General features: G+C 58.9%; 14 protein-coding genes. All 14 read right to left on the bottom strand.

Features of this window, described 5'->3' with window-relative positions:
• Positions 1–78 precede the first annotated feature (78 nt).
• Complete coding sequence (locus tag MD273_RS13605) at positions 79–1,437, bottom strand: phosphohexomutase domain-containing protein (protein WP_239038324.1); 1,359 nt, start codon at positions 1,435–1,437, stop codon at positions 79–81.
• Positions 1,438–1,446: 9 nt separating this feature from the next.
• The gene (gene bfr, locus MD273_RS13600) at positions 1,447–1,923 is read right to left on the bottom strand and encodes a bacterioferritin (protein ID WP_091997532.1); all 477 of its coding nucleotides are present in this window, start codon (positions 1,921–1,923) and stop codon (positions 1,447–1,449) included.
• 90 nt (positions 1,924–2,013) lie between these two features.
• Positions 2,014–2,220, bottom strand: coding sequence for a bacterioferritin-associated ferredoxin (locus MD273_RS13595; RefSeq protein WP_239038323.1), 207 nt, complete (start codon positions 2,218–2,220; stop codon positions 2,014–2,016).
• A gap of 105 nt (positions 2,221–2,325) precedes the next feature.
• Positions 2,326–3,612, bottom strand: a complete 1,287-nt coding sequence (gene pepQ / locus MD273_RS13590) for a Xaa-Pro dipeptidase (protein ID WP_239038322.1) — start codon at positions 3,610–3,612, stop codon at positions 2,326–2,328.
• 1 nt (position 3,613) lies between these two features.
• Positions 3,614–4,519, bottom strand: a complete 906-nt coding sequence (locus MD273_RS13585) for a LysR family transcriptional regulator (protein WP_239038321.1) — start codon at positions 4,517–4,519, stop codon at positions 3,614–3,616.
• Positions 4,520–4,594: 75 nt separating this feature from the next.
• Complete coding sequence (locus MD273_RS13580; protein ID WP_239038320.1) at positions 4,595–5,605, bottom strand: ABC transporter ATP-binding protein; 1,011 nt, start codon at positions 5,603–5,605, stop codon at positions 4,595–4,597.
• Positions 5,602–6,600, bottom strand: coding sequence for an ABC transporter ATP-binding protein (locus tag MD273_RS13575; protein ID WP_239038319.1), 999 nt, complete (start codon positions 6,598–6,600; stop codon positions 5,602–5,604). The genes MD273_RS13580 and MD273_RS13575 overlap by 4 nt, the downstream gene beginning before the upstream one ends.
• Before the next feature lie 4 nt (positions 6,601–6,604).
• Positions 6,605–7,537, bottom strand: a complete 933-nt coding sequence (locus MD273_RS13570) for an ABC transporter permease (RefSeq protein ID WP_239038318.1) — start codon at positions 7,535–7,537, stop codon at positions 6,605–6,607.
• Positions 7,534–8,583 carry an ABC transporter permease gene (locus tag MD273_RS13565; RefSeq protein WP_239038317.1) on the bottom strand — a complete coding sequence of 350 codons (1,050 nt, stop codon included), beginning with the start codon at positions 8,581–8,583 and terminating at the stop codon, positions 7,534–7,536. Before MD273_RS13565 ends, MD273_RS13570 begins: the two co-directional genes overlap by 4 nt.
• Positions 8,584–8,660: 77 nt before the next feature.
• Entirely contained in the window at positions 8,661–10,223 is a 1,563-nt protein-coding gene (locus MD273_RS13560) for an ABC transporter substrate-binding protein (protein WP_239038316.1), read from the bottom strand.
• 181 nt (positions 10,224–10,404) lie between these two features.
• The gene (locus MD273_RS13555; protein WP_239038315.1) at positions 10,405–10,887 is read right to left on the bottom strand and encodes a response regulator; all 483 of its coding nucleotides are present in this window, start codon (positions 10,885–10,887) and stop codon (positions 10,405–10,407) included.
• Positions 10,888–10,920: 33 nt separating this feature from the next.
• The gene (locus MD273_RS13550) at positions 10,921–12,642 is read right to left on the bottom strand and encodes a putative bifunctional diguanylate cyclase/phosphodiesterase (protein ID WP_239038314.1); all 1,722 of its coding nucleotides are present in this window, start codon (positions 12,640–12,642) and stop codon (positions 10,921–10,923) included.
• On the bottom strand, positions 12,635–13,072 hold the full coding sequence (locus MD273_RS13545; protein WP_239038313.1) for a response regulator: 438 nt from the start codon (positions 13,070–13,072) through the stop codon (positions 12,635–12,637). The genes MD273_RS13550 and MD273_RS13545 overlap by 8 nt, the downstream gene beginning before the upstream one ends.
• Positions 13,069–14,355, bottom strand: a complete 1,287-nt coding sequence (locus MD273_RS13540) for a sensor histidine kinase (protein ID WP_239038312.1) — start codon at positions 14,353–14,355, stop codon at positions 13,069–13,071. Before MD273_RS13540 ends, MD273_RS13545 begins: the two co-directional genes overlap by 4 nt.
• Positions 14,356–14,445 lie beyond the last annotated feature (90 nt).

Raw genomic sequence — 14,445 nt, 5'->3', positions numbered from 1 at the left:
CGCCATCCATGGCTCCGCACAGTTTCAGACAGTGGTGTCGGCCACCTCGCCCCAGACTGATGGTGGTAGCCGCTCTCGTTAACCTTCTTTGTTCAGTCGATCCATTTCCGCCAGTAGTTCTTCCGTCTTTTCTTCCATCAGCGGGATATTCGCTCTCGATTCCACGTTCAGGCGCACAACCGGTTCGGTGTTGGACATCCGGAGGTTGAAGCGCCAGTCGTCGAATTCGATGCTGACACCGTCCACGTGGCTGACGCTTTTGGCGCCAACGCCGTATTTGGCTTCGATTGCAGCGATCACTTTGGGGGGATCCGCGATGGTACGGTTGATTTCGCCGCTGGCCGGGTAGGCTTCGATTCGGGCGTCGATCAACGAGGACAGGGTCTGGCCGGACTGGCACAGGCGTTCGGCGACCAGGAGCCAGGGGATCATGCCGCTGTCGCAGTAGGCGAAGTCGCGGAAGTAGTGGTGGGCGCTCATTTCGCCGCCGTAGACCGCGTCTTCGTCGCGCATGCGTTGTTTGATGAAGGCGTGGCCGGTTTTGCTTTCGATGGCTTCGCCGCCGGCAGCTTTGACCAGGTCGAGGGTGTTCCAGGTGAGGCGGGGGTCGTGGATGACTTTGCCGCCGCCGGTCTTTCTCAGGAACTGGTCCGCCAGCAGGCCGACGATGTAGTAGCCCTCGATGAAGCGGCCGTTTTCGTCGAAGAAGAAGCAGCGGTCGTAGTCGCCGTCCCAGGCGATGCCCATGGCGGCGCCCTGCTCGATGACGGCATCGGCGGTGGCGGTGCGGTTTTCCGGCAAAATCGGGTTGGGCACGCCGTTCGGGAAGTGGCCATCCGGCTGGTGGTGCACTTTGATGAATTCGAACGGCAGGTGCTGTTCCAGCTCGTCGATCACCAGGCCCGCGCCGCCATTACCGGCGTTGCACACGATGGTCATGGGCTTGAGTGAGCCGGCATCGACATAGCCGAGAAGATGGTCCACATAGGCGCTCATCACCTCCAGCGGCTCATAACGGCCCTGCTCCGCGGCATCGGCAAAGGGTTCGAGCACGCGGTCGCGGATCTCGTTCAGGCCGTTGTCGGAGCTGATCGGCCGGGATTCGGGGCCGACCATTTTCATGCCGTTGTGGTCTTTGGGGTTGTGGCTGGCGGTGACCATGATGCCACCGTCCATCTGGTAGTGGCTGGTGGCGAAGTACACCTGTTCGGTGCCGCACAGGCCGATGTCGAATACATTAGCGCCGGCGGCCATCAGGCCGGAACTGAGGGCTTCGGCGATTTCGGGACTGGAGAGGCGGATGTCATAGCCGACAATGACTTTCTTTGCGCCGGTCACTTCCACGTAGGCCCGGCCGATTTTCTCGGCGAGTACCGGATTCAGCTGATCCGGCACCCGGCCGCGCAGATCGTATGCCTTGAAACAGGACAGGTCCATTGTCGGGGTTTACTCCGCAGCAGAGGATTGAAGCTGGATGTAGTTCTGGATACCCATCTGGGCAATCATTTCCAGCTGGGTCTCGAGCCAGTCGATGTGCTCCTCCTCGCTGTCCAGGATGCTGCGGAACAGCTGGCGGCTGGTGTAGTCCTGGATCTCTTCGCAGTAGGCGATTGCCTCTTTCAGATCGGTATGGGCAATCTGCTCGAGCTTGAGATCGCAGGAAATCATTTCCTCGACGTTTTCGCCAATCAGCAACTTGTTCAGGTCTTGCAGGTTGGGCAGACCCTCGAGGAACAGGATGCGCTCGATCAGCTGATCGGCGTGCTTCATCTCGTCAATCGATTCCTCGTACTCCTTGGCGGCCAGTTTGCTGATCCCCCAGTCCTTGTACATGCGGGAATGGAGGAAATACTGGTTGATGGCGGTCAGCTCGTTGGCGAGGACCTTGTTGAGGTATTGGATGACTTTCTTGTCGCCTTTCATAGCGGGGCTCCCTGATGACTTGGTGAATCAGCCTTTTAGGATAGCCCCTTATCGGACAAGAGAAAAATACAGTGAGGCAATAACGTACCGTCAGGCAGGTTGAGCGAGCATATTGGCCAGGGCAAGGTAATCCGGCGAACGGCTCTCCCGAAGGATTTCCCGTGCTGTGCAGGCACAGCGGCCGCACTGGGTGCCAACGCCCAGTTCCTTGCCCAGCTGACGCATGGAGGAGATGCCGTTATCGGCTGCTTCGCGGATTTCCCGGTCGGTTACCCCGTGGCACAGGCAAACGTACATAGCAATAACTCACCAACGGTTATGAAAGTTAGTGATAATTATTGTTATTCACATCCGGAATTGCAACCCCGGTGGATTACTTTTGTGCAACGGAGTGTTTCGGAGCTAACCGTCTCGGGTCAGGTTCCGGTTTCCGGTCCCGGTCACCACGACGTTATCCTCGATACGGATGCCACCACAGCCCCGCAACCGCCTGATCAGATCCTGATCCAGGTGCGGCCCCAGCTCCCCTTCCAGCAACGGTTCCAGCAAGGAGGGAATGAAATAGAGTCCGGGTTCGATGGTCACCACCATGCCGGTCTCAAGTCTGCGGGTCAGGCGCAGGAAGGGCGCATCCTCCGGCGGGGCCGTCGGTTTGCCGGCAACGTCGTGAACCTGCACACCGAGGAAGTGACCGATACCGTGGGGGAAGAAAACCCGGGTGATGCCCCGCTCCACGATGCTCTGGTCGTCCAGGCCGGTCACCAGGCCGGTGGCCGAGAGCAAGGCGGCGATGCCCTGGTGGGCCTTCCGGTGAATGTCGATGTACTCCACCCCCGGCGCCACCATGTCGCACAGCCGGAGCTGGAGCCGCTCCAGACCGTGGATGAGGGCAGCAAAATGGGACTCCCCGGGCCCGGCGGTGGTGCGGGTGATGTCGGCACAATAGCCCCGGAACCGGACCCCCGCATCGATCAGCAGGCTGCGGGGATGCCCCGGCGGCCGGGTGTCGTAATACTGGTAATGCAGGGTACCGGCATGGTCGTTCAGACCGATAATGCTGTGATACGGCGCATCGGCCTCGCGTTGCCGGGTGGCATGCTGATAGGCCAGGCTGATGCCGAACTCACTCTCGCCTTCGGCAAAGGCATCCCGGGCAGCCCGGTGGCCGACCAACGCCACGGCATTGGCCTGCGCCAAGCATTCGATCTCATAGGGGGTCTTGCGAACCCGGGTTTCATCCAGGGCCCTGAGCAGGTTTTCCGGGTTCGGCTCCCCGGGCACGCAGTCAATAACGTCCGGATCCCCGATGACCGCCAGGCTGCCCGGGTCATCGAGCACCGGCGCCCTGGGCGACTGGCTGCTGCGAACCTCGATAAACGCCTGCCAAGGCTCTTCCGGCAAGGGTTGGTTCGCGTGCCAGAAATCCACCGGCTCGTGCAGCCATAGCACCGGCTTATGCCCTTCCCTTATCCACAACCAGCAGTGTTCGTGCCCCGTCAGCCCGGTCCAATGCAGGAACGGACCGTAGCCCTGAAAATGCCAGGCCTGGTCGTCGCCGTATCGGAAGGGGGCGGCGCCGGAGGCAATCAACAGACTGTCGAATCCCTGGTCCGCCAGCGCCGATTCATACCGGGCCTGGAGTTCTTTCAGGTGATCGAGCTGCAGCGACAGCAGGGCATCGTGGGGCATGTCAGTCTTCCAGTTGTTTCCAGAGGTTCAAAAGATCGTCCGAGCGGGCATCACGCTGGCGAATCAGGCGTATTTCCAGGGGCACGTCCCAGCGCTCGTCACCGGCCCGCACCAGGCTCCCGAACTGCTCGCTTTTCTCGGTCATCCGTTGTGGCAGCCAGCCCATGCCAAAGCCCTGCTTGACCAGGGCCTTGATGCTGGCGGACTGGGTGTTCTCGTTCAGCGGCAGCAGGTTGGCCGACAGTTTTTGCCGCCCGAGGTGACCTTCAATCGCGGACTGCAGAAAACCACGATTGTGGTAGGCAATCAGCGGCACCGGCTGCTCCGGGTTACCCGGCAGCGGGAATCTTGGGAGGCCCTGCTCGTCGGCAATACTGACCGGCACAAGGGCTTCACGGGCCACCACGAGCCACTCGAAATTGTCGGCAGTCAGCCGTCCGCCCCAGGGCAGGTCCGGATGCCAGTAACACAGCACCAGGTCACACTCGCCACTCTCCAGGGCCTCCAGAAACTGCTCGCCGACCCAGCTGGTGGCTTTCAGATTGAGTTGCAGGCGTTCCGCAATGCCCACCTCTCGGGCCCAACCCTGGTAGAAGTGGGAAAACAGCCCCTGGGTGGAGCCGACGCTGATTCGTGCCGAAGCCTCCGCCTCAAGAGCCGCGATGCGATCCCTGGTGTCCCTCACGTCCCGGGTGATGCGTTCGCACAACTCCCGGAACACCTCTCCTGCCGGCGTCAGCGACAGCGGCAGGCTCTGGCGGTTAACGAGGGTGGTGCCCATGGCCTCTTCCAGCAGCTTGATCCGGCGGCTGAACGTGGGCTGACTCACGTGCTGCAACTCGGCAGCTCGCGAGAAATGGCGCGTGCGGGCAAGCGCCAGAAAGTCTTCCAGCCAGCGTACTTCCATGGATCTCCCTGAGGATCAGCGGTTGAAATGGTCCGTGCATAACTGCAGGCATCATAGCCTACCTCAACGCACCCGTTACAAACGCCCCTCTTCCACGGCGTGGCAGGCCACCTGGGTACCGCCATCGGTGGCGATCAGCCGGGGTACTTCCTGCCGGCACCGATCATTCGCGTAGGGACAGCGGCCATGGAACACACAGCCGGATGGCAGGTTCACAGGGGTCGGCACCTCCCCTTTCAGGCGGATGTGGCTGGGCCGGTCATCCTCCAGTTTGGGAATGGCAGACAGCAGCGCCTGGGTGTAGGGATGCCGGGGTGCGGCAAACAGGGTGGCAGTATCCGCCAACTCACACACCCGCCCCAGGTACATCACCGCCACGCGGGTGCCGAAATGTTCCACCACCGCCAGATCGTGGGTAATGAACAGGTATGTCAGCCCCCGACTTTCCTGGGCATCCATCAGGAGGTTCAGCACCTGGGCCTGTATGGACACGTCCAGCGCGGAAATCGGCTCGTCCGCCACGATAAACTCCGGGTCCACCGCCAGTGCCCGGGCAATGGCAATCCGCTGGCGCTGGCCACCGGAGAACTCGTGGCCGAAACGGCTGCCCCAGTCCGGATCGATCCCCACCGAATGCATTACCTCGTGGATCTTGTCCCGCACCTGGATCGTCGACCAGTCCGGATGATGAAAGCGGATGGGCTCTTCCAGGGTCTGCTGGATGGTCATGCGCGGATTCAGGGAGGCATAGGGGTTCTGGAAGATCATCTGCATCTTGCGCCGATACGGCAGCGCCGCCTTGCCATCCAGATTGTCAATGCGCTGGCCGCCGTAATGGATCTCGCCGGCGCTGGGGGAAAGCAGCCCCATGACCGTGCGGGCGACCGTGGACTTGCCGCAGCCGGACTCACCCACCACGCACAGGGCTTCGCCCTTCTGCACTTCCAGGTCGACGCCATTGATGGCATGAACGGCTTCCTGTTTGCGCCGGAAGCGTCCGCCCTCAAAGGTGATCTGCTCGAGCAGACTGCCGGACAGGTCAAAACGCTTCTCCAGCCCGCGAATACTTACCAATGGGGAGGTCATGATTCGGCCTCCTGCATGCGTTTCTCCTGCTCAATCAGGTTGGCGACTTCGTAACAGGCCACATCCACGTTGCCCGAACGCACATACTCCGGCATCGACTGCTTGCACTGTTCGGTGGCGAAGTTGCACCGGGGGTGGAACGGGCAGCCCGACGGCACATTCTTCAGGGACGGCATGGAACCGGGAATCTGGAATAGCCGCTCTCCCGGTTCACCCATTTGTGGCAGCGCGTTGATCAGGCCCTGGGTGTACGGATGCTGGGCATCGTTGATGATTTCCCGGGTCGGGCCCTGTTCGATGATACGACCGGAGTACATAACCAGCATCCGCTGGGTAACCTGGGAAACCACTCCGAGATCATGGGTGATCAGCATCAGCGCCACATTCTCCTGCTCGCACAGGTTCAGCAACAGGTCCATGATCTCAGCCTGGATCGTCACGTCCAGGGCGGTGGTAGGCTCGTCGGCAATGATAATTTCCGGATCGAGCAGCAGCGCAATAGCAATGATCACCCGCTGGCGCATACCGCCAGACAACTCATGGGGATACTGGTCGAGGCGTTTCTCCGGCGACGGGATCTGTACCTTCTGCAACCGGTCGAGGGCGATCGCCCGCGCTTCTTTCTTGCTGATCTTCCGTTGCGCCAGAATGGCCTCGACCATCTGGGTACCGATGGTGAGTACCGGGTTCAGGGTCATCATCGGATCCTGAAAGATCATGGCGATGCGGTTGCCACGGATCTTGCGCAACTCACGCTCGCTCATGGCTGCCAGATCCTTGCCTTCGAACAGGATCTGCCCGCCGGCAATGTAGCCGGGCTTGGCGATCAGATTGAGAACGGAGAAAGCCGCCACCGATTTACCGGCGCCGGACTCCCCCACCAGGCCCAGGCGCTCGCCCTTGTCCAGGGTGAAGCTGATGCCCCGCAAGGCGGTCAGGTCACCGCCGCGCACGGCAAAGCGCACATCCAGATTTTTGACTTCCAACAGTGCCATGGTGTTACCCCTTGTACAGTCGTGGGTTCATGACATCCCGCAACCAGTCACCCAACAGGTTGATGACCAGCACGAGCACCACCAGCACCAGCCCGGGGATCAGGGTGATCCACCAGGAACCGCTCTGGATGTAGTCAAAACCGGACTTGATCAGCGAACCCAGCGACGGCTGGGTTTCCGGCATGCCCAGCCCGAGGAAGGACAGCGCCGCCTCGGAGATGATGGCGTTGGCAATCTGCACCGTGGCGATGACGAAGATCGGTGACAGGGTATTCGGCAGGATATGCCGGAACATGATCCGGCGGGTGCCAAAGCCCATGACCTTGGCCGCGTCCACGTATTCTTTCTTCTTCTCCGCCAGCACCGAGGCACGCACGGTGCGGGCGATCTGCGGCCATTCGGCGACGCCGATGATGAAGATCAGCATGTAGATGGCAATCTCGCCGAACATCAGGTTGCCAAAGCTCGCCTTGAACACGGCGCCGACAATGATCGCCACCATCAACGTGGAGAACGACAGCTGCACATCGGCGATGCGCATCAGGATCGCATCGACCTTGCCACCCAGGTAGCCTGCCAGCAGTCCGAACAGGATGCCGAGAAACGCCTGCAGAACCACCGCGCCGAAGCCAATCATCAGCGACACCCGGGTGCCATACAGAATGGTTGAGAGTAGGTCCCGGCCCTGGGCGTCGGTGCCCAGGGGAAAGGCTGAATCCGCGCCATCGAGGCCCACCGGCGGCAACTCGGAATTCATGATGTTGATCTGCGCGAGATCATAGGGATCGGTGGGTGCCAGCAGCGGCGCAAAAACCGCCGCCAGCACCATCAGCAACAGCACGGCAAAGCTGGCAATGGCCACCTTGTCGCGTTTGAAGCTGTACCAGAAGAAGGACTCGCGGAAGCGGTCCCAGCGGGAAACCGTTGCCGTTGTCATGCTTTCTTACCTGTCAGTTTGACGGTGGGGTTCACCAGGCCATAGACCAGATCCACCACGGTGTTGGTAATCACGAAAATCAGGCCCACCACCATCAGGTAGGCGACGATCAGCGGAATATCGCTACGGGTGATCGCCTCCAGGAACATCAGGCCCACGCCCGGCCACTGGAACACGGTTTCGGTGAGAATGGTGTACGCGACCATGATGCCGATCTGCACACCACCCACGGTGATCACCGGCAGCATGGTGTTCTTGAGCGCATGCAGGAAGTTGATGCGGCCGGCACCCAGCCCCTTTGCCCGGGCATAACGGATGTAGTCGCTTTGCAGGACTTCCATCATCTCGGCCCGGATAAGGCGAATGAACAGTGGCAGCATGATCGACGCCAGCGATACACAGGGCAGTACAAGGTGCATCAGGCCGGTGCCGGTAAAGAAACCGGACTCCCACGTCCCGAACAGATGGGTCAATTCATCACCGCGGCCATAGGAGGGCAGGCCGCCCTCGGTGGTGAAGAATCCGTTCAGCCACTGGCCCCAGCCGGTATCTGCCGGGAACCACTCTACCCTGACACCGATGGAAAACAGCTGGATCAGCACGATGGCCGTCAGAAACACCGGGATGGAGATACCCACGGTGCTGACACCCATGAAGAATTTGGACAGCCATGCCTGGGGTCGGATCGCGGCATAGACACCGATCGGGACCGAAAGAAACACAATAATCAGGCTGGCGCCGATGACCAGCTCCAGGGTCGCGGGCAGATGCTCGGCGATCACCTCCAGGGTCGGCTTGCTGTAGAAGTAGGAATTGCCCAGGTCGCCCTGCAATGCGTTACCGGCAAACCGGAGGTACTGAACCACCATCGGGTCGTTCAGGCCGAGCTCCTCGCGAATGGCTTCCCTCTCTTCTTCCGAGACGGACATGCCCACCATTTCCTGAAGCGGGTCCCCGAGACCATCCTGGATGGCAAAGGCGATCACGCTGATCACAAACATGACCAGCAATGCCTGGGAAATCCGCTGAACCAAAAACGCTAACATGGAAATTTTCCGGATAAGACTTGCAAACAAAAGGCCGGCACCGTTTCATGCCGGTGCCGGCCTGCCGTTAAAGGCGGTTACTCCACGACCAGGTCACCCAGGTACGGGAAGTTCATCACGTTGAGCACCGGCTCGATCTTCACGTTCTGCTTCGCCGCCCAGGCCAGGTCCTGCCAGTGCAGCGGGATGAAAGCAGCGTCGTCATACAGGCGTTGCTCCACGTCCTTCAGCATGGCGGCACGCTTGTCGAGGTCGGTCTCGACGTTGGCTTTCTCAACCAGCGCATCGATCTCCGGGTTGCAGTAGTTGCCGGCGTTGTACTGGCCGGCGCCACTGTCGGCATCCGGGCAGAAGGTCAGGAACTCGTAGAAGTTGGCCGAGTCCTCGGTATCCGCGTGCCAGCCAATCATCATCATGTCCGCAGCGCGGTTGTCATACTCAGGCCAGTACTGGGCCTTCGGCAGGGTCTTGAGATCCACCTTGATGTTGATGCGGGCCAGCATGGCGGCCACCGCCTGGGCGATCTTGTCATCGTTCACGTAGCGGTTGTTCGGCGCCATCATGGTAATGGTGAATCCGTCCTCATAGCCGGCCTCTTTCATCAACTCCTTGGCCCTGGCGACATCGAACCGCGGGGTAAGCGACTCGTTATGCCCCTGGTAGCCCGCCGGAGACATCTGGGCAGCCGGGGTGGCGAAGCCCTTCATGATCTTGGCGGCAATGCCCTCCTGGTTGATGGCGTAGGCAATAGCCTGACGCACCTTCGGGTTCTTGAAGGCTTCGACCCTTTCCTGGTTCATGTGGAACAGGATGATGCGGGTACCGCTCATGGTGACCAGGTTGGTGCTGTTGTCACGCTTGATCCGCTCCAGATCGTTGGGCGGTACCGGAGCGATGAAGTCGACACCGCCGGACAGCAGGGCGGACACCCGGGTGGCGTTTTCCTTGATCGGGGTGAGCACGATCTTGCCGACGTTACCCGGGGACTCGGAATCCCAGTAGTCATCAAAACGCTCGAATTCGACCCGCACGCCCTGCTTTCGCTCGGCAACGGTGTAGGGACCGGTACCGGAAAGGTTTTCGGAGGCAAAAGAGTTGCCGTGCTTGAGGATGGCGCTCTTGTCCTTGCCGTCCTCGGTCTGGCCACTGTAGAACTCGCTGTCCAGCGGGAAAATGTAAGTGGCGGTGTTCAACAGCAGCGGGTATGGCTCACTGGTCACCAGCTCGAAGGTGTAGTCATCAATCACGTTGATGCCGCTGAAAGGCTTGAAGATGGCCTTGAAGTCCTGGCTTTCCTTGAGGCGATCGAAGGTGAACTTCACATCGGCCGTGGTCAGCTCATTGCCGGAGTGGAACTTCACGCCTTCGCGAAGCTTGAAGCGCATGGTGTTCTCGTCAATACGCTCCCAGCTCTCGGCCAGGCGGGGCTCAAAGCCCAGATCCTGCGTCCAGCGCAGCAGCGGATCGAAGGTCATGTGGGACAGCTGCAGGATGCCGCCTGACAACTGCTCATGGATATCGAGGGTCACGGGGTCGGCGTCGTACGCCATCTTCAGTTCCTTGGTTGCCTCGGCGGACAAGGCCACCGGTGCCGCGGCCAGGGCCATGGAACCGACAAATGCTGCAATCAGTTTTTTCATCGCGTTTTCCGTCGCTGTTTTAGGAATTTTCACGGAACATCGGCGCACAATGGCGCCGATTGCCTGGGCAACAAGCTAGTCTCGGGAAACCCTTACGGCAATCGAAATTGCGACATGGAGTTATTCGCCAGGTGAATGACCTGATTCGGTGCTCAACGCACCAGGAAAAATTCTTTACAAATCAGAGGGGTTGAACGTGTCGTGCCCAGGCAGTACGCAAGGGCCCGTCGATAGGAGGCGGAGAAGCCACATTGAACCAGTAGGCCTCAATGGTCCTCATCACCGAAACCAGACCGTGAAACTTGATGGGCACCCGAATCACAGATGCCGCTCCAAGCGAGTAGAGGTGTTTGATATCCGGCACAATCCGCCCGGTGTGGAAAACGATGACCGGGACGTGGCGGAAGTCGGCTGAAGCCTTGAGCTTGTGGAGGAAATCCGGAGGCGCCTGCGCGCTGTCCCGAACCAGATACATCAGGAGATTGGGAAACCTGTCCGCGTCTCGGTCGATATCCCTGGCCAGGACATCGAACGCGGTCTCATCCGGGATGACGGTCAGATTGTGCCCGAGGGCATGGCCCCGCAACGCCTCTTCCAGATCAGCTCTCGACTGGCCTGACGCAATGAGCCAAACGTTGAACATCCGTCTTTTTAAAAAGGCCATGCTCTCTCCCTGTGCGATTCCGGAAGGAACCACCTATCTGGAAACCGCTTCACCGGCCAGTGCCCACTGCGTCGCTTCGTCAAAAGCGAGTGGCTCAGAGACCAGGTAACCCTGGCCCAACCGGCATCCCATAGCCCTTAAACGTGTGAGTTGGGGAATGGTTTCAATTCCCTCCGCCAAAACCTCCATGCCAAGCGAATCAGCCATGGTGACAACTGCGCGACAGATTTCCGGTTCGGAGAGAGCCTCCCCCCCATTGCCCGAAACAAAGCTCTTATCAATCTTCACGACGTCTGCCGGAAACTGACGAAGATATCGGAGCGATGAATAGCCTGTCCCAAAATCGTCAATGGCAATCTTGACCCCCAGCTCCCGGATTCGCATCAGATCCTGCTGCACCTTGGTATTCTCTTCGTGGCCGTCCAGCAGACTGTCCTCTGTAATCTCTACCTCAAGAAGCTCAGGATTTATGCCGGTCGAGTTCAACGCGGACTGCATTGTCTCTATGAAATAACCGGATTTCAGTTGCAGCGGGGACACATTTATCGCAATTCGGTATTGGGTTACCCCCAGCTCCTGCCATTTCTTGAGGTAACGACAGGCCGAGAGGAGAAGCCATTCACCGATAGGTACGATCAATCCGGTTTTCTCGGCCACCGAAATGAAGTCCGACGGTGAAACCAGATCCGAACCAAACCGCCATCGAATCAGCGCCTCAAAACCGAAAATACGGCGATCGCTGAGATTCCATTGAGGCTGGAGCATCAATTCAAAATGGTTGTGTTCCAGGGCATACCGCAGACCTTTCTCGATGTTCAGATGCTTCTCAAGCTGGGTCTGCAGGTTTGAAGTAAAACACTGAACCTTGTTCAGCCCTTTCCGCTTGGCCTCATACAAGGCGATATCCGCTTTCTGCATCAGTTTGATCGGCGCGTCTCCATTCTCGGGGAAAAGAGCCATCCCGATGCTTGCCGAGACATTCAGCTCATGCCCTCCTATTGCGGAGGGTTGGGACACGGCATGGATTATCTTGCGCGCCACGCTGAGAGCATCCTGGGCATCATGCAGATCGTCGATCAGTATGGTGAACTCGTCACCGCCGATCCGGGCAATAAAATCGGCCTCACGAATGACCGCCCGGAGTCGGTCAGCGATGAGCAGAAGCAAAAGGTCTCCGGTCGGGTGGCCGAGTGAGTCATTGATCTCCTTGAACCGATCGAGATCCATGAACAGCACAGCCAGCTTGGTGCCAGCGCGCTTGCATCTCGCCAGCGAACTCTCAAGGATCTCCTCGAACAGAAGCCGGTTTCCCAGACCTGTCAGGGGGTCTCGCTTGACCATCTTCTCCAGTTCAAGCTCTGCCCGCTTGTGCTGAATAGCATGACGAATGGTGCGTTCAAGCAGCGACGGCGTGATGTCGCTCTTGGGCAGGAAATCCGCGGCGCCAAGCTGGATCACCTCATCATCGAGCGCGCCCGACTCCACTCCGGTCAGGACGACGATTGGCGCCGGACAGTGAAGCTTGCGCGCTTCCACCAACAGGTCACGGGCCGTTTTTGCCCCAAGAAAGAAATCAAGAAGAAACACATCGCACTGTGGATCGATCAGCTCCTGACGGGCTTCACTGATATCACTGATATGATTGATCTCATACCGGAACCGCGTCGATTGCCCCAGCAATTCGTCGATGATCAGAAAATCCGCGGGGTCATCATCGACAACATGAACCCGGATACTTTTGTCATGATCAATCATCAGGCAACTCCACGATCGAACACCAGTATGTATTGAAGGCCTGGATCTGGGCCACCAGCTTTTCAAAATCAACCGGTTTGGTTATGTAGGAGTTGGCCCCCAGATCATAGCTTTGGAAGACTTCCTCCTCCCGGCTGGAAGTGGTCATGACTACGACCGGCAGGTGCTGAAGCTCCGGATCACTCCGGATTTCCCGGAGGCATTCCCGGCCATCTTTTTTGGGCATGTTGAGATCGAGCAGGACGATCCCGGGTGTCGGGTAACGTTCCTTGTCTTCGTAGGGAGACTCACGACGCAGGTAACGCATCAGCTCCAGGCCATTCTCGACAAAATACAGTGGATTGAGGGCCTTCGCCTCTTCGAAAGCCTCCCTGGTCAGGAGTTGGTCCAGCGGATCGTCGTCCGCCATGAGGATAGTGACCGGTTTCATGATTCTCCCCTCTCCCCCCGGGCCAGGGGCAGATCAAAACAGAACTCCGTGCCTTTGCCCTCCTCACTTTGTACCGAGATACGCCCCCCGTGCCGTTCCACGATCTTTCTGCAGATCGCCAGCCCCATGCCGGTCCCCTCATATTCCCCCCGGCCATGCAATCGCTTGAAGACATCAAAAATCTGATCGCTGTAGGCCATATCAAAGCCGATACCGTTATCGGCGACACACACCTTGCACCGGCCAAGGTCAGGGTCCTCTTCGCTATAGATACGAATCACCGGTGGCACACCAGGCGCACGATATTTGAGAGCGTTACCGAGCAGGTTCTGGATCAGTTGCCTCAGCTGGGCGGCATTGCCATGTACCTGACACAACTCATCGATCTGCACCGACGCACCACTCTCTTCAATTCTTAGCTGAAGGTCCCTGCATGCGTCACCGACCACCTTCCCGAGAGGGATATCCTCCTCACCTTCAGGGCTGGAACTGATACGGCTGTAATGGAGCAGACTGTTCAGCAACGCATCCATGCGGACAGCCGCCTCCCGGATGTAGCGGACAAACTGCTCGCCTTTCTCATTGAATTGACCATACTTTCCGGTCATCAGTAGTTGCGTGAAGGCCAGCAGCTTACGCAGCGGTTCTCTCAGATCATGGGAGGCGATAAACGCGAATTGCTCCAGATCCTCGTTGGATCTCCGCAAAGCCTCGGTTTTCTCGCGCTCCAGTAGCTCCAGCGCATGACGACGCTCGATTTCCTGTTCCAGACGCTCCTTGGTGAGCGTCAATTCCTCAACACGACGTTCCAACTCAACCCGAACCTTCTCCAGGTGGTTCTCCGAAAGGCTCCGGCGCGCGATTTCGCCCTGCAGTTTCTGGTTTGCGGCCTGGAGTTCTATGGGGCGAGGCAACGCTAGCGCCTTGGGTATAAGAGGCCAGATGAGTGCGGCGGTAAGCACAGAAACGACGGCTGTCAGTGCCTTCAGAATTCCGGAAACGTAATAAGCCCCGTTCCAGATGTTGTAGACGGCCATCAAATGGGTCAGGCCGCAGGAAAAAATGAAGACGGCAAAGAGCACGAACATCCATTGATATTCGATGTCCTTCCGCTTGTATATAAGCACATAGAGTGCAAGCGGAATCGTGAAATAGGCCCCGGCAATCAGACTGTCAGATATAGAGTGCAGCAGCACAAGGTCGGAGCGCCAGAGATAGCAATGGCCATGCCCCATGAACGTCAAATCAAACCAATCTGAGAGCCCCGAGAACACATCGCCCATGGCGTCCCCCTTTCCAGCGGCCCTGTATCCGTATGGATCAGCGCTTGTTATTGTTTGGTCTATTAAGGATACCCCCTTGCTGGCGATATA

It is taken from the genome of Marinobacter sp. C7, assembly GCF_022343555.1.
Classification (GTDB): Bacteria; Pseudomonadota; Gammaproteobacteria; order Pseudomonadales; family Oleiphilaceae; genus Marinobacter.
Note: the sequence above shows the minus strand (reverse complement) of the source record. Positions and strands in the feature narration are given on the sequence as shown.

Coding starts and splice junctions, on each gene's coding strand:
- MD273_RS13540 (WP_239038312.1), bottom strand. CDS start 14,355: ATGGGCGATGTGTTCTCGGGGCTCTCAGATTGGTTTGATTTGACGTTC.
- MD273_RS13595 (WP_239038323.1), bottom strand. CDS start 2,220: ATGTACGTTTGCCTGTGCCACGGGGTAACCGACCGGGAAATCCGCGAA.
- MD273_RS13555 (WP_239038315.1), bottom strand. CDS start 10,887: ATGGCCTTTTTAAAAAGACGGATGTTCAACGTTTGGCTCATTGCGTCA.
- pepQ (WP_239038322.1), bottom strand. CDS start 3,612: ATGCCCCACGATGCCCTGCTGTCGCTGCAGCTCGATCACCTGAAAGAA.
- MD273_RS13585 (WP_239038321.1), bottom strand. CDS start 4,519: ATGGAAGTACGCTGGCTGGAAGACTTTCTGGCGCTTGCCCGCACGCGC.
- MD273_RS13570 (WP_239038318.1), bottom strand. CDS start 7,537: ATGACAACGGCAACGGTTTCCCGCTGGGACCGCTTCCGCGAGTCCTTC.
- MD273_RS13560 (WP_239038316.1), bottom strand. CDS start 10,223: ATGAAAAAACTGATTGCAGCATTTGTCGGTTCCATGGCCCTGGCCGCG.
- MD273_RS13605 (WP_239038324.1), bottom strand. CDS start 1,437: ATGGACCTGTCCTGTTTCAAGGCATACGATCTGCGCGGCCGGGTGCCG.
- MD273_RS13550 (WP_239038314.1), bottom strand. CDS start 12,642: ATGATTGATCATGACAAAAGTATCCGGGTTCATGTTGTCGATGATGAC.
- MD273_RS13545 (WP_239038313.1), bottom strand. CDS start 13,072: ATGAAACCGGTCACTATCCTCATGGCGGACGACGATCCGCTGGACCAA.
- MD273_RS13580 (WP_239038320.1), bottom strand. CDS start 5,605: ATGACCTCCCCATTGGTAAGTATTCGCGGGCTGGAGAAGCGTTTTGAC.
- bfr (WP_091997532.1), bottom strand. CDS start 1,923: ATGAAAGGCGACAAGAAAGTCATCCAATACCTCAACAAGGTCCTCGCC.
- MD273_RS13575 (WP_239038319.1), bottom strand. CDS start 6,600: ATGGCACTGTTGGAAGTCAAAAATCTGGATGTGCGCTTTGCCGTGCGC.
- MD273_RS13565 (WP_239038317.1), bottom strand. CDS start 8,583: ATGTTAGCGTTTTTGGTTCAGCGGATTTCCCAGGCATTGCTGGTCATG.